20 protein-coding genes are annotated in these 18,755 nt (G+C 54.4%); 7 read left to right on the forward strand and 13 right to left on the reverse strand.

Features of this window, described 5'->3' with window-relative positions:
- The 3 genes from SFX18_00480 to SFX18_00490 form a co-directional block, all read right to left on the reverse strand.
- The coding region (locus SFX18_00480) for a recombinase family protein (protein ID MDX1961593.1) at nt 1-1,427 on the reverse strand (1,427 nt) is incomplete at its 3' end.
- Nucleotides 1,428-1,429: 2 nt separating this feature from the next.
- Nucleotides 1,430-2,437 carry a ParB/RepB/Spo0J family partition protein gene (locus tag SFX18_00485; GenBank protein MDX1961594.1) on the reverse strand — a complete coding sequence of 336 codons (1,008 nt, stop codon included), beginning with the start codon at nt 2,435-2,437 and terminating at the stop codon, nt 1,430-1,432.
- A 99-nt stretch (nt 2,438-2,536) separates the two neighbouring features.
- The gene (locus SFX18_00490; GenBank protein ID MDX1961595.1) at nt 2,537-4,519 is read right to left on the reverse strand and encodes a phage integrase SAM-like domain-containing protein; all 1,983 of its coding nucleotides are present in this window, start codon (nt 4,517-4,519) and stop codon (nt 2,537-2,539) included.
- Between the two features lie 393 nt (nt 4,520-4,912).
- Here SFX18_00490 and SFX18_00495 point away from each other — a divergent pair, with 393 nt between their 5' ends.
- Complete coding sequence (locus SFX18_00495; GenBank protein MDX1961596.1) at nt 4,913-5,185, forward strand: hypothetical protein; 273 nt, start codon at nt 4,913-4,915, stop codon at nt 5,183-5,185.
- 114 nt (nt 5,186-5,299) lie between these two features.
- Here SFX18_00495 and SFX18_00500 read toward each other — a convergent pair whose 3' ends face one another.
- The 6 genes from SFX18_00500 to SFX18_00525 all read right to left on the reverse strand — a co-directional run bounded on the left by SFX18_00500 (nt 5,300) and on the right by SFX18_00525 (nt 10,691).
- A complete protein-coding gene (locus SFX18_00500; protein ID MDX1961597.1) occupies nt 5,300-7,291 on the reverse strand; it encodes a hypothetical protein in 1,992 nt (663 codons plus the stop codon).
- 550 nt (nt 7,292-7,841) lie between these two features.
- The gene (locus SFX18_00505) at nt 7,842-8,573 is read right to left on the reverse strand and encodes a hypothetical protein (protein ID MDX1961598.1); all 732 of its coding nucleotides are present in this window, start codon (nt 8,571-8,573) and stop codon (nt 7,842-7,844) included.
- 112 nt (nt 8,574-8,685) lie between these two features.
- On the reverse strand, nt 8,686-8,814 hold the full coding sequence (locus tag SFX18_00510; GenBank protein ID MDX1961599.1) for a hypothetical protein: 129 nt from the start codon (nt 8,812-8,814) through the stop codon (nt 8,686-8,688).
- Entirely contained in the window at nt 8,804-9,748 is a 945-nt protein-coding gene (locus tag SFX18_00515; protein MDX1961600.1) for a phage portal protein, read from the reverse strand. The genes SFX18_00510 and SFX18_00515 overlap by 11 nt, the downstream gene beginning before the upstream one ends.
- Nucleotides 9,749-9,796: 48 nt before the next feature.
- Nucleotides 9,797-10,039, reverse strand: coding sequence for a hypothetical protein (locus SFX18_00520; GenBank protein ID MDX1961601.1), 243 nt, complete (start codon nt 10,037-10,039; stop codon nt 9,797-9,799).
- Between the two features lie 397 nt (nt 10,040-10,436).
- Nucleotides 10,437-10,691: a hypothetical protein gene (locus SFX18_00525; GenBank protein MDX1961602.1), complete on the reverse strand. Its 255-nt coding sequence runs from the start codon at nt 10,689-10,691 to the stop codon at nt 10,437-10,439.
- On the opposite strand from SFX18_00525, the gene SFX18_00530 reads away from it, so the two are divergent.
- Together SFX18_00530 and SFX18_00535 are read left to right on the forward strand one after the other, a co-directional pair.
- A complete protein-coding gene (locus tag SFX18_00530; GenBank protein MDX1961603.1) occupies nt 10,690-10,860 on the forward strand; it encodes a DUF1508 domain-containing protein in 171 nt (56 codons plus the stop codon). The two genes, SFX18_00525 and SFX18_00530, sit on opposite strands and share 2 nt — an antisense overlap.
- A gap of 112 nt (nt 10,861-10,972) precedes the next feature.
- Nucleotides 10,973-11,230, forward strand: a complete 258-nt coding sequence (locus SFX18_00535) for a hypothetical protein (GenBank protein MDX1961604.1) — start codon at nt 10,973-10,975, stop codon at nt 11,228-11,230.
- A gap of 210 nt (nt 11,231-11,440) precedes the next feature.
- On the opposite strand, the gene SFX18_00540 is transcribed toward SFX18_00535, so the two are convergent.
- From SFX18_00540 to SFX18_00550, 3 genes are all read right to left on the reverse strand, one after another.
- Complete coding sequence (locus SFX18_00540; protein ID MDX1961605.1) at nt 11,441-13,801, reverse strand: terminase gpA endonuclease subunit; 2,361 nt, start codon at nt 13,799-13,801, stop codon at nt 11,441-11,443.
- A gap of 125 nt (nt 13,802-13,926) precedes the next feature.
- Nucleotides 13,927-14,577 carry a sigma-70 family RNA polymerase sigma factor gene (locus tag SFX18_00545; protein ID MDX1961606.1) on the reverse strand — a complete coding sequence of 217 codons (651 nt, stop codon included), beginning with the start codon at nt 14,575-14,577 and terminating at the stop codon, nt 13,927-13,929.
- Nucleotides 14,574-14,783: a hypothetical protein gene (locus SFX18_00550; protein ID MDX1961607.1), complete on the reverse strand. Its 210-nt coding sequence runs from the start codon at nt 14,781-14,783 to the stop codon at nt 14,574-14,576. Before SFX18_00550 ends, SFX18_00545 begins: the two co-directional genes overlap by 4 nt.
- Before the next feature lie 120 nt (nt 14,784-14,903).
- Here SFX18_00550 and SFX18_00555 point away from each other — a divergent pair, with 120 nt between their 5' ends.
- The 4 genes from SFX18_00555 to SFX18_00570 all read left to right on the forward strand — a co-directional run bounded on the left by SFX18_00555 (nt 14,904) and on the right by SFX18_00570 (nt 17,281).
- Nucleotides 14,904-15,125 (forward strand): hypothetical protein, encoded by a 222-nt coding sequence (locus SFX18_00555; protein ID MDX1961608.1) that lies wholly within the window; start codon nt 14,904-14,906, stop codon nt 15,123-15,125.
- A 76-nt stretch (nt 15,126-15,201) separates the two neighbouring features.
- Nucleotides 15,202-15,525, forward strand: a complete 324-nt coding sequence (locus SFX18_00560; GenBank protein MDX1961609.1) for a hypothetical protein — start codon at nt 15,202-15,204, stop codon at nt 15,523-15,525.
- A 198-nt stretch (nt 15,526-15,723) separates the two neighbouring features.
- Nucleotides 15,724-16,572: an amidoligase family protein gene (locus tag SFX18_00565; protein MDX1961610.1), complete on the forward strand. Its 849-nt coding sequence runs from the start codon at nt 15,724-15,726 to the stop codon at nt 16,570-16,572.
- A 16-nt stretch (nt 16,573-16,588) separates the two neighbouring features.
- Nucleotides 16,589-17,281 carry a class II glutamine amidotransferase gene (locus tag SFX18_00570; protein ID MDX1961611.1) on the forward strand — a complete coding sequence of 231 codons (693 nt, stop codon included), beginning with the start codon at nt 16,589-16,591 and terminating at the stop codon, nt 17,279-17,281.
- Here the strand turns inward: SFX18_00570 and SFX18_00575 are convergent.
- On the reverse strand, nt 17,265-18,647 hold the full coding sequence (locus SFX18_00575) for a DNA modification methylase (GenBank protein MDX1961612.1): 1,383 nt from the start codon (nt 18,645-18,647) through the stop codon (nt 17,265-17,267). The two genes, SFX18_00570 and SFX18_00575, sit on opposite strands and share 17 nt — an antisense overlap.
- Nucleotides 18,648-18,755 lie beyond the last annotated feature (108 nt).

Here is an 18,755-nt window from a genome sequence, read left to right on the forward strand (position 1 = left end):
TTCAACGCGCTCAGGGCTTGCGGTAAGGGTTTAAGTTCATCAGCTTGTCTCGCATTAGTATCGTTGATCTGCTGAACCTCAAATTTCCATTGGTCAAGCATTTCTTTATAAACTTTCATATCCTCTTTAGTCTCTGCTAGGACCATATTTTCAGTAGCAACCTTAATTTTGCGGTTCAATTCCGCAAGGCGGATTTCATCTTGATTAACCTTTGTAACATGCTTGTGTTTCAAGCGAATAATTGCTTTGCGTATTAAAGCTTCATGGTCAGGTTCGATAAGTATTTTACGAATGAGACTTAGCACAAAGTTGTTTAGCTTGTCGCTGTCAACGCTGGGATGCGGACAATTCGGTGAATATGGGCGAACATGCTTGTTAGGGTTACAGCGGTAAACTCTTTGTGATTCTTCGTTTGAATCAAGCTTTGCCCCATACATTTTAATTCCACAATTCGCACAAAATAAAAAACCGCTCAATAGGTACGATTGCGGATGCCGCATGGTAATTAATGATTTTCGCTGATTAATAATCTCCTGTACTTGCTCGAAAGTGCTACGCGGAACAATTGCTTCATGTGCATCCTCTACGACAATTAATCCCTCCGTTGCCACTGTCGAAAACTTGCCGCGCGGCCATCTTCCAACGCACAATATGCCCGCATAGACAGGGTTGCGGAGCATATCACCAACAACTGAAACGGAAAAATTATTTCCGTAAGTTGTTGCAATCTTACGTCTGTTAAACTCCGCAGCAATCGCACTTAACGACAAACCATTTAGGATTGCATCGTATGCCCATTGAATCAGCTTTATGATCTCCTTGTTATCAGTCGGGACCAACTTAGATTGCCAAGAAATGGGCTTTCGGAAGCGTTCGCGGTAGCCAACTTTACGTATCATCTTTCCTTGTTCATCGTAAATTTCACGATCATAACCAATTGCAATTCCCCCAATGCGTTGCCCGGCTTTAGCTTTCATGCGCTGTCCACTCGCCACCCGGTGCGCAATCTTAACGGATTCCTCGTGCGCTCCGTGTTGATCGACAATCGCGGTAATCACCCCCCCCAGGTTATTAAAGTCTAGCGATCCGCGCTGTGCGGTGACGATTGAAACGCCAGCATCGCGGAAGACGCGCCAATGCTCGATGGCATCGAACACGTCTTCCCGCGACATTCGGCTTTGTTCCGAGAGCAAAACAGCCTTAAACTTTCCAGACTTGGCTAATTTCATTAGCCGTTGAAAGTCTTCCCGTTTGGCGGATTCCGTCCCCGTCATTCCGTGGTCTTCAAACCAGTCGGTTATTTGATAGCCCTGTCGTTGCGCAAGAGTTTCAATATCCTTGCGTTGACGCGCTGGGCTATCTTCCTGCTTGTCTGTTGACATGCGGATATAACCAACGGCGGGAATAAGGGTGTTATGGTCGGGCATGACTAAGCAAGCTTCTTAGGGGAAATGGAATTAGCGGATAAATTGGTATCCAACAATTCTTGCTTACGGTTGTCAGCGGCGGAAATTACCCGCGCTAGTGAATCCAGGGAACTTAACTTATGAATTGCTTCGCAAATATCGTCCAGAATGAATGATTCCACTTCTTGCATCGTTTCCGTGTACTCTAAATCCGCAGTTGACTTCATTTGTACGCTAGCGTTAGGCATGGCTGCAATTGGCGGATTATCGAACTTAGAATCTTCTCGCGCCATGCGGGGTTTATGGTCTTTCAATTCCCCGGTGCTACGGGCGATCACTAGCCCTAAGCTGCGCTCAAAATCATCACGGCTTTTCCACGCCCAAGGATTTTGTTCCATATCCTTTGAAACAGCTTCTAGAATCTCCGGGTTATCGCAATGCGGTACTAGCAAGCGCCCTTGCGATTCCAGCATTTCACCTTTAGCAATTTTTTGCAAAAAGCTTTCCGGCAGTTTAAGTAAGCGGATAAGGTTTGTTGTCCAACTGTGCGTTTTTCCAAACAGTTTGGCAGCCGCAACATGGCTTTTCCCTCCGCCGCCGGCGGCCAACGGTTGGCAAATACGCTCCAGCAATTTAGCTTTCTCGATAGGGTTCAAATCCTTGCGCTGGACATTTTCGACTAGAATTTGATCCAACATGGTTTGATCGTTAACCGCGCGAATACGCGCTGGAATTGTTTTTAACTTGGCCAATTGTGCCGCCCGGAAACGGCGTTCCCCGGCAATCAATTGATACCGTGGACCAGCCGGGGAGTTAATTGGACGTACTACGATTGCCTGCAAAATGCCCACGGCTTCAATGGATGGGACCAACTTTTCCAAGTCTTGGTCTTCCCAGTCGCCGCGCGGATTTGCCGCGTTTGGCTCAATTAAATGCAACGGCAAATAGGACCATTCCGAATCGGGAAAAGTGTCCGGGGAAACTTCATTCTGCGCGGGGTTGTTTTTGCTGCGTGTCTTGACTGTATTCATGGGTCGCCTCTGGAAAAAAAGAAATAAAATGATGAAAGTGGTATAGCCGCGCGGCTCTGTTGGTGGCCCCCGGCAATGAATGAGTATGGGCATGCCGTATTACTCCAATTCCGCGGCGGTGGTAGCCACTAAGGGATAACGATTCATAAGCAATTCTGTTCCTTCGATCAGTTCTAACGTGCTTTTGTGACTACGTTCATTGCCATGCGCCGCATTGTTTGCGGTCTTGGCAATTCGGTTGAGTAGCCGGGCGGATACCTCATCAATCAAAGATTCTTTATGGAGCGCATGCCCGATACGCCGCATGCCGGTATTGTTCGATAGCGCTGTCTTGGAAGTTTTGGCATAAGCATGCAACCAACGTTCCAGGGCTACACGGGAGAGCATTGCGGCGGCGGTATATTCCCTTAAATCGTAAAGGCGTTTGGCATCGGCGAGAAAATCAGCCGCCTGTTTGGGAGCTGCGTTAATGGGGTTATCGCAATGGCTTGCATCAGCCTGTAAATCAATGGTGGTAAGCATGGGCAAAAACTCCGTGGCATCATTGCCGATTAACTGTGACTGATCGACATACAATTTTGTCATGGCGATATTGGAATGCCCGGCAAACTCTGAAGCTGCTTGCAACCCTTGTTTAATGGCCACAAGAGTAACCGCTGTCCGGCGTAACTTATGCATCTTGGAAACGCTTTTGCGGGCGCTCGGGGTAACGCCAGCAAACTTAAAAATACGCCGTAATTGCTTGTAAAAAATGCCTGTATTCTGAATTCCCGGAAAGAGAAATTTGCGTTCCGGGTTCCAAATTGCCCGTATGGCTTCCAAGGCATCGCAACCAAGTCGATAGCGCTTGCCAATTCCGTTTTTCATTTGGGTGCCGTCAACGTCCAGCCACCCCGTGCGCAAATTCACATTGGCGGGCGTGAGTTTAGCCAAGCTGGCCCGGCGCAAGCCCGTCCAATAAGCGGTTAGAAACAATGCATAAAATAGTTTCCCTTTGACGATTCCACTTTTCGGCTTCCCCCACGACATCATTAGCGGCGCGCGAATGATGCTCTCTAACTCCGCTTGTGTCCAGGCGTCCGGCGCTGGCTTGGCTACCCTGAATTTGCGAACGCGCGGCGGTGCGGAAACTTTGCCGCGTTCCTCCGCGTAACGCCATATCGCAAACAGTCGCGCCCGATGGTTATTGATTGTTACGGCGTTCATTCCCCGGCTTTGCAGATACTTAAAATAATCCGCCGCAAGGCTGTCCGTTAATTCGGACAGCATAATATCCCTACCCTGGCGAAAATCCCGGAGATAACGAAAAAAATGCCGATAGTCTTCAGTGCTGCGCGTAGAGCAACCAGTGAGTTGAATTGGTTGATAAGTATTCTCGAAATACTCTCGTAACGTGCCAACTTCTGGCGGCGGCAAAAGGATTTTCATGCAACGTTTGGGGAAGCGCTCGGGATGAAATTCCCGCATAATCCGGCGAATGGCCATATCGTCAAATCTGCAAGTATCCGCTTGATAACCGGCTTGCTTGAGCGATTTGAGATACCCTTGCAAGCATTCAGGCGTAATTTCTTCCGGCTGTGCATGATGCCCCAGGTGCGAATTCAATCTTTCAAACGTCTGCAAGTATCCCTTATAGCTACCAGGGCTTAACTTCCATTTTGCCTTAAACAACGTTTGCAAAAAGTTGCAGAGCGTACCAGGTGGATAAATTCGCGCTGGCTTGCTTGTCGCCTTTCGCGGGCGATCCAGGGGCTTCCAATTTGCCAATAGCCCTAGCCTGTAGGCATGCTTGGCAATCATCGACAGAGCGCTTGGCAATTGGCGAATGGAACGCTGGGAATAACCTAGTTGCGCTAACCGACGGCCAAACGCCAACAGGTTTTCACGGTTCAAATCCGAAACATGGGCGCAACGCTTTAAGAAACGTTCAAAAAGCCTAACGGCATGGCGGACATTAACCCCATACTTGGAATTGGGGCTTATCCGCCGATGCGGCAGGAAAGCGTGTAACAGAAAATAAGCCACCTGAATTCCATTAGCGGCGGGAAGCTTCCTTGCGCTCGGCAAGAGCGCGGCGGGCATCGGGAGAGCGCTTTCCGGGCTTTGATGGCCGCTCTCAAGCGCCCCCGGTCGAAACCGGGGACGCTGTTGCGGTCAGTCTGGCCACAAAAAAAACGCAAGTCCGAGAAACTCCCTACTGGGCGGGTAACACCACCCGGCGGACCTTGCCCGCCCGCAAAACGGGCGTACTTGGTGACCGCGCAGAAGCTTCTCGGGCCTGCGTAATGTGACAGACGAACTTACAACTAACGAGTTACTACCCTTGCGGGCTTTTAGTGCTGTTCAATTTACCCGTGCTAGCACGTTTTGCAAGGATTGGGCAGAAGTTTTTTTAAGTTTGACTCGCCAAAGAAATTCCGCGCGTTATACTTTGGCGGTTTTCCGGGGAAATGTTCCGCTCTTGGGGGTTATGCCATGCCCGTTAAAGTTGATCCGCTTTGCGAAACGGAATGCCAGCTAACCAAAATCGTGGCGGAAAAAGCGGCTTTGCGCCAGCAAACCCAGCGGACTTTACGCAAGGCGCGGCGGTGCATAGTGGCCCTGGCCGCGATTGCCGATCCGGCCAAAATCACGCCCGAAATTGATAAGATGGTCAAACATGAATTGCTGGCGATCGATAATGAGTTTCGATCCCGCGTGCAATCCAAAGCGCAAGACGAAGAGCGCCGTGGCAAAATGCAGCAATAAAAAAAGCGCCCGCCTAAATCACCCAGAAAAGGCGGGCGCTGGGCAAACTGGGAGAGGGAAATCCCAGTTGCTTGTTGTTAAAAATCTTATTCCGCTTGAACGGAAATAATGGCACTAGGCAACGCCTGTGCTTTGTACCGCCCCTTTAGGGTCGGCTTGGGCAACGCCGAAATCAAAGTAGCTGCGCCAGCTCATCCCCAAAGTATCAATGGATGCAATGCCTTCTTCGATGATAGGCGTGGTCTGGCCATTCAAGAAACCAATTTGAAACGCCGGGTAAACATTCGGGTCGGCAAAGAGATACCAGCCTGTGTCACTGGCATTCGCAAGTCCCGATCCGTTATCCAAAAATGGGCTAGAAGCTGGCATAAAACGTCCAGCATGCGGATTGATGTTTGGCAATGGAGCATTGGCGGTGGTGGTTGCCACAATTTGCGTGGCTTGGACCAGGCTCAATGCAACGGTTTTCAGCGCGCTGGGGACCAAGAGAACATGCGGCACAATCAGCAATGGCCGCTTGTTGGTATCCCTTTGCTGAATAAATAACTGTTCCGCTTTGGTGAGGGAGTCAATTCCCAGGGCAGTTATTACGCCGGTTTGTCGATTTTTGTTTCCCGCCGAAAAGAATGTCGGGGAGTTTGCCAACAATAACCGAATAAAGGCTTCCTCGACCTCGATAGCGGCTAGCCGCCCTAACGCGCGGGGGAGTTGCGCGAACGCTCCTAAATCATCGTTGATGATTTCTTGGCGGGTAAGCGTCAGCAACGCGCCATAAGTTTCCAGCTTGTTCGTGCTGGATGATTCCTCAATATAAAGATGCTTTAGCTCCCCGGTTGGGGGGAGTTGCTGGAACTTGCCCATTGCGTTCAAACGATAAACCGCAGCGGGCTTAAAATCTTTCAAATCGCGCACACCGCAAATCATTTGCCAAGTTGTGGCAATAGTTTCGTAGGCGTCCAAGAGATATTTATTGGCGGCGTTCCCTAGAATGCCCGGCAAATCCACGGAACTGAAATTTGCCTGCAATGTGGAATTTGCCCGAAAGGCGGTGCGGATATGTTCGTTTTCCCAACGGCCTTGGGGTTCATGCATGCCAGCAGCACGAATAACGTAACGCATGACACCCTGAATCGACATTCCGCGTAAATCTCGATGAAGCGCCTCATTGGTAACTTGTTCCCCAAACCATTTGCCAACTTTAGTTTCCGACACACCCCCCGTTAAACAGAGCGCCGCCGTTAGCATTTCTCCCGTTACTTCGCGCGGGGAGTGTATCGCAATTCTCGGCCCCGTGGGACGAGCGGACCGCAGCACATGCAATTCAACCCGGTTGTTATCCCAGCCCTCGGAAATAGCTTGCGCTTGGATAATCGGGTCGTGTAGCTTATCGCGGATCAAATTGATACGGTTGGTTTCCAGCGCCTCGGCGGTTGCTTGCTGGCGCATGGCTTGGACGTTTTCGGAAACTAAGGCGGGACTTCCGGCGGCTTCAATCATCGCAGGCGCTGCTTCCGCTTCCGTGAATTGAAATGTAGGATTCTGAGCGCTGGCGAGTTGTTTGGTTTTCTTGTGCATGGGTAGGACCTTTGCGGCAGCCGCCGCGATAGAAACGGACGTATTAACGTCCGCTCCGATGGTAAGAATGGAAACTTCCCTCAAAATGCTTTTAGTAATCAAGCTTGCTCCGCCCCGTGGAACGGTAACAGCCTTGCCGTTAACCTTTACTTTGGCCCCTTCTTGTAGGAATTGGCGTTCCAGGACCTCCGCGCCGATGGAAGCTTGAAACTCAATACCTGCTTTATGGAGCGCTAGAATTTGTTGTGAAGTGGTATTAACCAGCGCTAAACTGGCGGAATAGTGCAATTGACCTTGCTTTACAGTTGCCCGCCCCTGGCCTAGTGTGCTTTCCAGGGAATCCGAATGGGCATGTAGAAGCGGTAAGCTGGGCGGCAATTCCATACCAGCCAAGTCTAAAATCACTTTGCCAAACACCCCGCTAGGCGACATAAAACCGCCAGAATATGCCACAATGTCAACGCGCGGGTTTTTGGATGTTTCCGGGGAAACGGTCGCCGCCGCGGTTAGCATGAGTTTTGCCCGATTCATCGCCCCCCCTCGACTTTCTGGAACATCTGGATTTTCTCAAAGGCGTTCCCGTCAAAATACGTTACGCCATTCACACGTAAAGCGGGCTTGATACTTTGAACTTCCAGAATCGCGCACAATTCCCGATGACTTAGCTGGAATCGTTCGGCTAAGCATCCAATGGAAAACAACTCCTTTTCGGGGGGGAGTATGGCCAACGGGAATTTTTCGATTAAGTTTTGCATTTTTAGGTCAGCGGATAAATGTTCGATACCCAACTTTATTCCCTTAAAATCTGGATTATCCAAATTTTGGATACTATTCCAAAATAAGGATAAATTTTGCTCCGCATACCCTGCACTCGGTATGCCTCCAAATGGTGCCTTCAAATTTATCCGACCTAAAGCTAATTAAATTTGAGGAGTGGCATTCCGGGCAGCGCGGAAGCGGACAATGAACGTAACGCAACTTATGCCCTGGCGGGAACACCTTGCGTTTTTGGCGTTTGGGTTGCCCCGATTCCAGGTTATTTTCCGCTTGATTAGGCAAATACCAGTTCCTCGCTGTCAAGTTACAAAGTGGGTATTCCCGTTATCCCGGTGGAAATTGGAATAGGAATTAGGCCAATATCCATTAAAATCTTTTCGGCTTTCGGTAAAAATGTACGCAATTCTCTATAGAGTTTTTGCATGGCAGGATTTATTTGAACTTCTTTTGCAAAATCAGCCTGCTTGGACGATAGCGCCCACATATCCGGCCTGCATTCTTTCAGCCGATACCAGCAATGCCCTAGGGTTGAACAATTAGAATCTACCCAATTTCGGTTTAATGCTGGCAGTAAGCGCATTTCGATTCCCCGCGCTTGTTCGGAAAAGCCGGGCGTGTCAAATTCTTGAAATGCCAACCATGTTTCCGGTTGCCACCTAGCATTGAAATGCTCATAACCTTTTGCGCTTTTAGAGTATTCTGCCAGAAGTTCCAATAATCCAATGGATTCCGCTATAGTGGGAATTCCTACCAATCGCCGGGCGTAAGAATCCCCTTGATCCGTCAATTTTTTATTTTCCCGCCCGTGGCACTTAATTAAGCCTTCGTGAATCAGGGATCCAACTAGCCGGTGGATCTCGACTTGCTGGGCGTTATTCCTGGCCCCAATTAGGGTTGAACTCCAGGGAATTCCTTTTTTTACAAAGGTTTTTCGCGCTCCGTAAATCAACGGACCATTTTCCAAAGGTTCCCGGCAGGGATAAAAAATTGCATCGGAAATTGCCAGAATCGAAACTAAGACGCTTTCCCGTTCCATATTCCCCCCTAACAGTTCATGTAATTCAGTGTGTGGCTGAAACTTTCTACTATTCCCGTAGGGGGCATGGGCAGTAACTCGCAGGAAGTACCTTTAAGCCGCCCTGGCCTAGTTAGGCGGCGGCCTTGGTTTGCTCGTCCAGGTCGGGCAATTCGGCGGGCGCTGGCTTCTCTTCTCTGTCCAGTTTTTCGGATATATCCAACAGGACAGCGGCCAAAGCATCCGCAATTTCAGGCGGCAATACCCTGTATTTCCCTGTTTTTTCCATGATTTAATGAACTTAAAATAACTATGTGTTGGGTGGTCGTGGGTTGCTCGGCCTTCATTTGGGCCAGCTGCCACCCTTCCGGTACCGTCGTCAGCATCCGCTTTTCAATCTGGATCTCTAAAAATGGATCGACTTCGGCCGCTCCGTCCGGTGCTGTCGTCGTGAATAAAATCGCCGCAAAATCCGCGGCGGTCTCGGCGGCGGCAATGACCGCCTCGGTGTACCGCCGCAAATTCGCAAATAGTCCTAAGGCCGGGGTTAACTCAGGAATGCCCCGCAGTTGACCTGGCCGCTCGATCCGGTACCAGTGGATCACACTGGCCGCATCGTAGGGCTTCGCCTGCGATTGGCCGTCGCTGGGATGCACGTCAAAAATTTGGTAACGCGTGGGATTCCCCACGGCGTCGTATTCGATCTCGTCGACCTGTTCCGCTTCGATCAATCGCAGGTCGAGTTGTTGTTCGGTCGGCAACAGTGGGTTACTGACCAGGATCGCAAAGGCCTCCCCGTCGCGCATCCGGGCTTGCCGCATGACGCGGAGTTTCTCGGCCAGGCGGACGGCCCGGCTCCAGGCCGACCATTGGTCACGCAACTGCCGGTTCCCCTCCCGCTGGGTGGTTTCGATCTGCAACCGCGGGCCGGTGCCGATCAGGTCGTTAGCGACCGTCAGGGCGATGCCGGCGGCATAACTGTTATTCGCGCACTCGTAACGGCAACGGTTCCGCAGTGTGCGGCGGACGGCCGGGCTATTGGCCCCCACGGCCGAAAGGTTGTCGGCGTTGGCCCAGTGGCGTTGGTTGTCGGCGTTCGTCTGGGCCGCGTCGTATTTCGCTCGCAGCGATCGGCGGGACGCGCTATAACGCGGCCGCGATCCGAGCAAACGGGAAAACCAACGCGTCCACGACATCAGTGGTCTCGGCGACGGAGTCGCCTCCTACATTTTTTATGATTGGCGTTAGCCGGCGCCGGGTGGCACGAGCTTGTTGAAGCGCAGACCGCGATGGGTCGGATTGGCCGTCGCGTCCTGGGATTTGAGGTATTTGTCGGCCTCGATCAGGTCGCTCAAATCATGCGCGTCCACCTTGGTCCCGGCGTTCTGCACGCTCTTGGGGCCACTGGCCACGGCTTCGATTTCATCCGCTAGATCGCTCATACCGAAACTGTTGTCCGGCGTTTCCGGGGAAACAAGCGGGAGCAAAGGCGAGCGGGAAAATACTGCTACTAATAGCAATTAGCGTGAAAAAAGTTCCCTAATTTAGGTGAACCGCATTGCCGATCTGCTAGAGCGCTTTGCGAGAGAATCTGCAAATGCCCGAGTTTGTGAAAGAATTCACTTGTTTAGCTACCCCCTGTCGTGTACAACAACTGGTGCGAGGACATCTGTGGGGACTGTGGCCGCTTAGTCGATCACAGTCCCCGTTCTTTTTTTGCGCTATGGATTGTGTAGAAAGATAGTTTAGTGTACATTTGACCTTAGCTGGCCAAAATCAGATGCCCTCGCAAGACTCTGACAGCGGCAAAGCATGGTTGCTTTAGTTGGCGGTATAATTTATCGCCTAATCTGACCCGCTAACTTCACGGAGGAGCAAATGCGTTCAGTTTCTCAATCCTAGCATTCTGCTGGCATTCGCCAGCCAACACCAGAATTTGGCGAGAAACCCTAGACCCACGGGTATTTTTGCTTTGAGTTCACCCAGAGCTTGCGCGTGTGGCAATTTATTAATCCGTGCTTGCGCATCCTCTAAGTCAGTTGCGGGCAATTCAATGTGCCACCAACTGCCATCATGATAGTATTTAAACAAGTACACTTTGTAACTTGTTTCCAAGTTTTTTTTAGGAGTATTTTTCATGGCATACTATATGTATGTTGATAAACAAGGTTACTGGCGGTGGAATTTGGTGTCGGCGAATAATAAGATTATTGCCGATTCAAGTGAGGGCTACTTCAACAAGGCGGATTGCGAGCACGCAATCAGTCTGGTGAAGGGTAGTTGGAATGCTCCTGTCTACCAACGCTAAATGCGACGGTAGATATCATAAAACCAGGTATTGGCTCAATACCAACTCTAGCCTCGCCTTCGGGGCTAGAGCCTTTACTTTACTTTAGCTAGCACTTCACGTGCCGTTAAACATGAAATCAGTAAATGTTTTTGTGGATGGTCCCTATGATGGGGGAAAAGACCCGGCTACCGAATCCTCTTGCTATCCGTCTTTTTGTATTAGACAGCCGACCTCGATGGAATTTGATCAAATGGCTATTTATGAGTATGTGGATACACAATTTAAAGATGGTGTATCGCACCGTCGTTATCGATTTAATATTATCTTGCCAGCGAAGGAAGCACACGAATTCCTTGAAAAGCACAGCGTTACACTAACCGACAACTAAGGTATAATTTTCAGACCTTTTTGCGTTGGCGGGGTGTCGGCGGGATCTCCACCGGCGGCAATTCCAGGGTGACGAACCGCCGGCCGCAATGCCGGCAGACCCGGCGCCGGTGGATCTTGCCGAGGATCCTCACGGTGTGGGTCACCTGGGAATCCGCGCAGCCGCAGCGGGGACAGACCACGCCTAAACCTGCTGGACCAAAACTCGCGCTCATGCTCGCCTCCGCTGGGGAATATCGGCCGCGGTGATGCGGCGTCGTTGCCGCCGCGGATCGGTCCCGGCGTCGACGCTGATCCCCAGTTGGCTGGCCGCGGCGGCCGTTCCCACCAGGCAATCGAACCAGTGGTTGTCACTCTGGCCGGGTTTCAGTTTCCAGGATTCGTGCGTGCTCCCCGTGCGCTCGTCGGGTACCCGCGTGCGCGCCTCGCTCGTGCAGTGATCCGCGAACAGCAAATGCCGGGTTCCCTGGGTGCCGTACAAACTGAGGGCGTGCCGTTCTCCCAGGGGCGCGGCCAGACCTCGCTGGACAAACGACTTCCAAAAGTTCGTGTCAATCACCAGCTGCTTGACGGCGTGCTTGAGCGACCGCTGCAAAAGCCAGTGATAGCCGATGGTTTCACCTTCCTTTTTGGCGTACTGGTGCATCGGCTTTTCCCCTTTCTTGATCGCGCGGCCGAGCGAAGGGAGGACGATCACTTTGTGCGGATGCGTGCGGCAGACGCGCATGACGATATCGCTCGTCATACCGTCGGCCGAGTCGACCAGCAGCCGCTCGATCCGCGCGTGCCCCCCCTCTTCGCGGGCAAAGTCCCGTTCGCAAAGTTGCGAAATCAAGTCCGTCAGCCCGTGATAGACTTGGCTTTCCATCGACTGCCCCGGATAGATCTTCGCCAGGTTGTGCCGCACATCGCGCAACTTAAAGTGCACGCGCTGTTGTTCGGGGAAGGTGCCGTAGTCCAAAACGTATCCGCCAAATTTGTCGGTCCAGGCGACGACCACCCAATATAAGAGCTTGTGCTGCACGTCGATCATCGCGGTCAATTTCGTGGCCGCCTGCGGAACCAGGCTTCGGGAGAGCTGGTTGATTTTTCCGGCGATCTGGGCATTGGTCGGCAGATCCTCGTCGTCGCTCGCTTCCTTGAGCGGCGCGTTCTGACTCTCGGCCCAGAACGCCGCTTCGTTGTCGATAAACAAATTCATCGCGTTCTGAATCGCCGACAACTCATCCTTGTTATACCTTTGGGGCCAGGCGATCTTCGCCCCCGCATCCATCTCTTGGCGATGTTTGCGGTAAAACTTGGTTGCCTCTTCTCCCTTCCCTCCATTCCGAAAACTAGTCCGCCGCAGGTCCGCGTATTCCTCCCACAGCTTGTTATTGGTGGGAAAGGTGTAAAGCAGCTTCAGCCGCGTGCCGTGCCAGGCCGGGTGTCGCTCGCGGTCGAGGATCTGGTCCGCCATGTCCCCCTGCACGATGACCGTGCAGGGCATAAAGCCCGCGATCTTCTTGCCAGGGCCGGCAAGGCCCAGGACGGAACCAGCGAGCGTGGCCACGCGTTTGCGGCATTGGTCTTCGCTGCGAGCTGTCCGGTCGGTCTGCGGATCGTCGACAATCACGAGATCCGGCCGCAAGGATGTACCGTCGGATAGCTTGTGGCGCATGCCGCGCACGCGGCCATCGATCCCCGAGGACTTGATGATTGTTCCCGCCGCCCGGCTGCCGGGGATGCTCGGGAACACCAGCGACTTTTTCCCCCAGGTGATCCGGGTTCGCTCCCCGCAGCAGAGCTGCGCGCTGGCTCGATTGTTGATCCCACCGAGCTTGCTAATGGGAAAACAGACCTCGGGAAAATCGGCCGCGAGTAAATCGTTGGTTTCAAACTCCGTGCGGATACTATCGAGAATTTCATTGGCCGCATCGGCGCTCGCGCCAATCAAGGCCAGGAACCGCCTCCGACCATAGAGCACGGTCCAGATCGCGGCGGCTTCGCAGAGCGTGGTTTTCCCCGAGCCGCGCGGCATCGCAAACGCAAAGAGCCCCCCCTCGATGGCGGAGCTTTCGATGTACTTGATCGCCGCCAAGTGATCCTCGGAAAACTCCAGAGGGAATTGCTCGGCGAGGTAAGTCTCGCAAAACGCCTGGAGCGAAGTCTCGCAGCGTTCGCGACGGGCGGGAACGGCGATCGGCGGGATCGGCCCGATGTCCCGCCCCTCTTGGCTGGCGGCGGCATTGCGGGCGCGTTCCCGTTCGCGCTTGGCATGGTAGGCCCGCGCGGCGGTCCCTGCTCCCGCCTCTTGCCTCCCGTCTCCCCCTCCCGTACGCCGCGGCTGCTGACAAAGCCAGGCGGCATATTTGAGCAGATCGAGCGTTTTTTCTCGTTCGCCGGCGATCCGTAGTCCGGCCCGTTCACGGTGCAAACGCAGGATGCGATCGGTCAGAACGTCGCCAGCGGGAGTGGTGTTCAGGAGCCGTACCAGCTCGCCGGGCTTCAGCGCGCGCGGATTATTCGTCACAGTCGCTACCAGTGGCAGGAGAGCGGTGTAGACGCGGTCGAGAAAACTGGTTCGGGGCATGGTCCCTTTTGCGCAGGGCCAGCGCCGCAAGCTAGTTTTTTTTAGCCGCGTGCAGCTCGCACCTGCATGGTGGTTAGGGGTCAGCCGTGGTTGCGCACTGGCTGGCCCCGCTATTTAAATACGTATTACGAATTAAGACTTTCGCGCAACTTCTTGTGCGCTTTAACCAGCAATTGGCGGATGCGTTCCTTGCTGACGCCGAGTTCCTCGCCGATCTCTTGGTAGGTTTTCTCAGCAAGTCGTAACTCGATCACCCGCTGTAGTCGTGCCGGCAACCGAGTGATTCCCTCGCGCAATTGCGTCTGTCGGTCATCCTCGTGGACGGCAGGTGGCACCTGCGGTGGATCATGCGTCCCCTCTTCGTATGCGCTAATCGAGCGTGCCCGCTCGACTGCCATTTGATACTTCTCGGTCCGTTGGTGGCTGGACTGGTAATAGGGAACGCGGATCACCCCTTGTTCCACAGCGAAGCGACGGATGTTTTGCTGGATCGCGCGAAACGCATATGTGGTGAGCGCGAAGCCACGCGACGGCCGAAACCCATCCACCGCTTTGATCGCGCCCAGGTTCCCCGCCTGGATCAGGTCCTCGATTGGCACCTGCGGATAGCGCGCGTGCCAGCGCTTGGCGAGCTGTACAACCAGGGGCAAGATCGATTCGATCAGTTGTTCCCGCGCGGCCCGATCTCCCCGCCGGGCCCGACGCGCGAGCGCGGTTCGCTCGGCCGGCGACAGGCGGTACTCGATTCGGTGCAGATCCGCGGCATAGAAGTTCATAGGATCGCTCCCACCAGCCAGGCCGTGTAGTGGACCAAGTGCAATGTCCCGTCGGGGTTGGTGGGGGCCCCCGCCGCCACGTCCTGGGTGATTCTTTCCGGGGAAACTTTTTGCCCCGCCACCTTGGCCAATAACTGGGCCAGTTGGGCGGGAGTGAGCCGCCCGGGGTCAAGGTTCTCAGGCGATTTAGGTTCCTTGTCGGCCATTGGAAAAACTTTGGAATTTTTGAAAAAAGAGCCGCAATTCCCTGGATGTGGGTGGAAAAACGAGGTAACTGTGTGATCGTGTTGATGAACGCTTTTACACCATACCTAGGAGACCGAACGATGACCGCGACCGAAACCCAAACCGACCTCGCCGCCTTCAAACCCCGCCAGGCGGAAAAACTAACCCACGCTTTTCTGACCGCCGCCAACGCCCTGGCCAACCTGCATAAGTTGGCCGACGCGCTCAAGGCCGAGTTGCGGGCCGCGGGCCTGCGGGCGGATTTGGTCGAGGCCCACATCGCCGCCGAGCGGGCCAAACTCGAAACGACGTTCGAACTGTAAACCACGGAGGCCCGGCCTGGCGAAAGGGAGTTCGCCAGGCGGGCATTTTTTACTACGCTTTTTGGGAGACCAAACAATGTCCGCAAACAACTTCGATCTAGATTTGGAAATCAAACGCATATTTCCCCGCAAGTCCCGGATGGGAGGGGTCTGGATTACCGGCACCATCAACGCCGAATATCGCTTCAGCGCACTGGTTTTTCGCGCGCACGCGGAATGCGCGGAATACGAATTGGGCCGCAGCCGCATTTCCAAGTTGTGGGTGCAACGGATTGCCACCAGGGCCACCGTATTCAACTTCGACCGCGGATTGGATATCGCGGTGACAAATCGCCAGGCTCAGGCCATCGTCGATTTTCTGTGCGAAGGATTGGCCGACTGCGTCTTTGCTTCGGCCTAGAAACCACGGATAGCCTGCCCCGCCCGACAAGGATGTCAGGCGGGACAGGATCCTTTGCGGGCAATGTTTTCCTCGGAAAAAACCTGGGAATTCTTTTTGTTTTCCTCGCGCCCTTCGCTTGAGGTCCTTGCGCGAACGAGGTAACTGTGTGAGCGTGTTGGTAATGAACGCTTTTACACCATACCTGGAGACCGAACGATGCACGCCCGCGACCTGGCCTTTGGAATTGAATTCGAAACCACCCTGCCGACCAGCGACCCTACCCGCATCGGCCCCTACCACGGCGGGTACCAGGTCCCCTGGTTGCCGGAAGGCTGGAAGGCCGAACGGGACGGATCGATCCGCGAATCGGTCGGCCGCAAGGCCTGCGAATTTGTATCGCCCAAACTTAAAGGGCGCGAAGGGGTGGAACAGGTGCTGAGCGCGATCGACGCGATCAAAATCTGCGGGGGCCAAGTCAACGATTCTTGCGGCCTGCATATCAGCGTCGAGTGGAACGGGGACGCCGCCGCCTTGGCCCGCTTGATCAACCTGGTGGGAAACCACGAACGGGCCTTGTACGCCTCGACCGGAACCAAGAAACGCGAGCGGGCCAATTACACCAAGCGGATCAAACAATACGCCAACCCCGATACCGCGAAACAACGCTGCGAGCAAGACCGCTTTCACCTCTTGAACCTGACGCACCTCGCCCGCGGGCGGAACCGGATCGAGTTTCGGGTCTTCGCGGGGACGCTCAATAAGACCAAAGTCTTTGGCTATTTGATGCTCTGCCTGGGCTTGGTGGAACTGGCCTTGAATAGCAAACGCCGAGGCGATTGGGAATACACCAAAACGCCCGGCACCAAGAGTTGCTGGGACCGCCCCGGGGCCGGGGTGGGCGAAACCGAACTCAATCGCCTCTTCTATCGCTTGGCCTGGACCAAGGGGTGGTACAAGGGGGAACTTCGCCACAAGACCTGGGGCGAAGTCGCGGAGGGATACGACCTGCGACCGATCAAGACCAAGCTCCTCGAGCTGGCCAAACAATACGACACCCAAGCCTAATAGGAGAATCGATACCATGTGTGGACTCTTTGGATACATCACGAAAACCGGCGGCGGGCCCGACCTGGACCTGCTCCGCCGGATCGCCACCGAAACCGAGCAACGCGGCGATCATGCTTTTGGCCTCGCCTGGATCGACCAGGCGGGGCGGCTGCAAATGTTCAAACGGCCCGGGGCGGTGTCTGCCCGCCTCGGGGACCTCGACCGTTGCCGCCACGCCCAGGCGGTGATCGGTCATTGCCGCTGGGCAACCCATGGTTCGTACAGCGACAACGACAACAACCATCCCCACAGCGTCGGCCGCGGCTGGCTGGCCCACAATGGCGTCGTCCGCAACTACCGCGAACTGGCCCGCCAGTACGGCCTAGTGCGGCGTACGGCGTGCGATACCGAGTCCCTGGCTCTACTCATGGCCAAGTTGCCGGGGTCGCTCTTATCGCGGGCCACGCGGGCCGTGGTGGCGGTCGACGGGCCGCTCGCGATCCTGGGCCTGTGGGCCAACCCCCTGCGGCTGGTCATCGCCCGGCGAGGGAACCCACTCTGCTGTGGCGAGACCGACGACGGGGCTTACCTGGGGAGTCTGGCGGGAGAACTCCCCGGCCACTCACGCCCGTTTCGCGACGACCAAGCGGGGCTGATTACCTTTAATGAGGGGATCGAGTGCCAGTGGCAGGCGATCCCCCGCGCTCCGCTCACGCCGCTGTTTTGACTTTTCGCTTGGGGACCGCCTTGGTCTGGTTATTAGTCGATTGCCCGGAATTATCAGTCATAGGCACGGTTTTATTACCTAAACGCACAGCCTTATTCCCCGTGAACTTTTCCCAGCGCTCGACGATGACATCGCAGTAGAGCGGGTCGAGCTCCATCAGATGGGCCTTGCGCCCCGTCTGTTCGCAGGCGATGAGTGTCGATCCCGAGCCGCCAAAGAGATCCAGCACGTTCTCGCCGGGCTGGGAGGAGTACTCAATCGCGCGGGTGGCGAGCTCGACGGGTTTCTCGGTCAAGTGAACCATTTGCTGTTGCGGGACTTTTTTAACATCCCACACGTCGCGGACATTGTTGGGTCCAAAGAACCGATGCGCCGCCCCCATCCGCCAACCGTAGAAGCACCACTCGTGGGCGGTCATGAAATCCTTCCGTGTGAGGACCGGCTGATTCTTGACCCAGATAATTGCTTGTGAGAAATATAATTCCGCCGCCTTTAAAGCGCCGGGGTAATTCGCGCAGTTAGAGAATCCGCCCCAAATATAAAACCCATGGCCCGGCAACAGAACACGAGCGATATTGCCAAACCACGCTGCTAGCAAATCATCAAACGCCTGGTCAGACACAAAGTCGTTGGCGAGCGGCCGGTCTTTCGCCCGGAGCTTTTTATTGGTCGGCGGGGCCTTACCTTTGCGCGCGGCATCGAACGATTGATGATGCATTGCTTCAAACGAGGAGAGGCCCGCGGCTATGGCGTTGTTGGAACGCGGTTCCACCTTCACGTTGTAGGGGGGATCGGTGTTGGCCAGGTGAATCGGCTGCCCATCCAAGAGCCGGTCCAGGTCCGCGGGCTTACTGCTATCACCACAGAGCAGGCGATGGTTACCCAGGACGATCAAATCTCCGGGTTGGGTCGTCGCGGCGTCGGGCATCGCCGGGATATCGTCGGGATCCATCAGGCCGGGACGCACCCCCCCCTGAATAATTTTAGCCAGGTCGATCTGCGAAAAGCCCAAGAGGCCTAGATCGTAGTTGGCCTCCTTGAGAGCGGCGAGCTCGATCGGCAAGAGCTGGTAATCCCAGTCGGTCAGTTCCCCCGTGGCGTTGTCGGCGATCCGGTACGCCTGGATTTTTTCGGGACTCAGATCCTTAGCCACGTGGATCGGGACTTTTGTCAGCCCAAGTTTTTTCGCGGCTAAAAGCCGCACGTGCCCGACGATGATCACCAGCTCGGCATCCACGACGATCGGCTGCCGGAAGCCGAATTCCTTGAGTGATTTCGCCACGGCGGCGACGGCCACGTCGTCGATTTTACGCGGATTTTGGCCGTAAGGGCGCAAACGGTCCAGGGATACTAATTCAATTTCCATAAGGTCTCACTTCGCGGCTGTGGGCCACCGTGTGGCCCAGGAATGGGAGGGAAAATTCAGATTTTTTTCTCCGGCAACCAACTGTGTGCATATTTCCTGCTATTCCCG

It is taken from the genome of Pirellulales bacterium (genome assembly GCA_033762255.1).
In the GTDB taxonomy this organism is placed as follows: Bacteria; Planctomycetota; Planctomycetia; order Pirellulales; family JALHPA01; genus JANRLT01.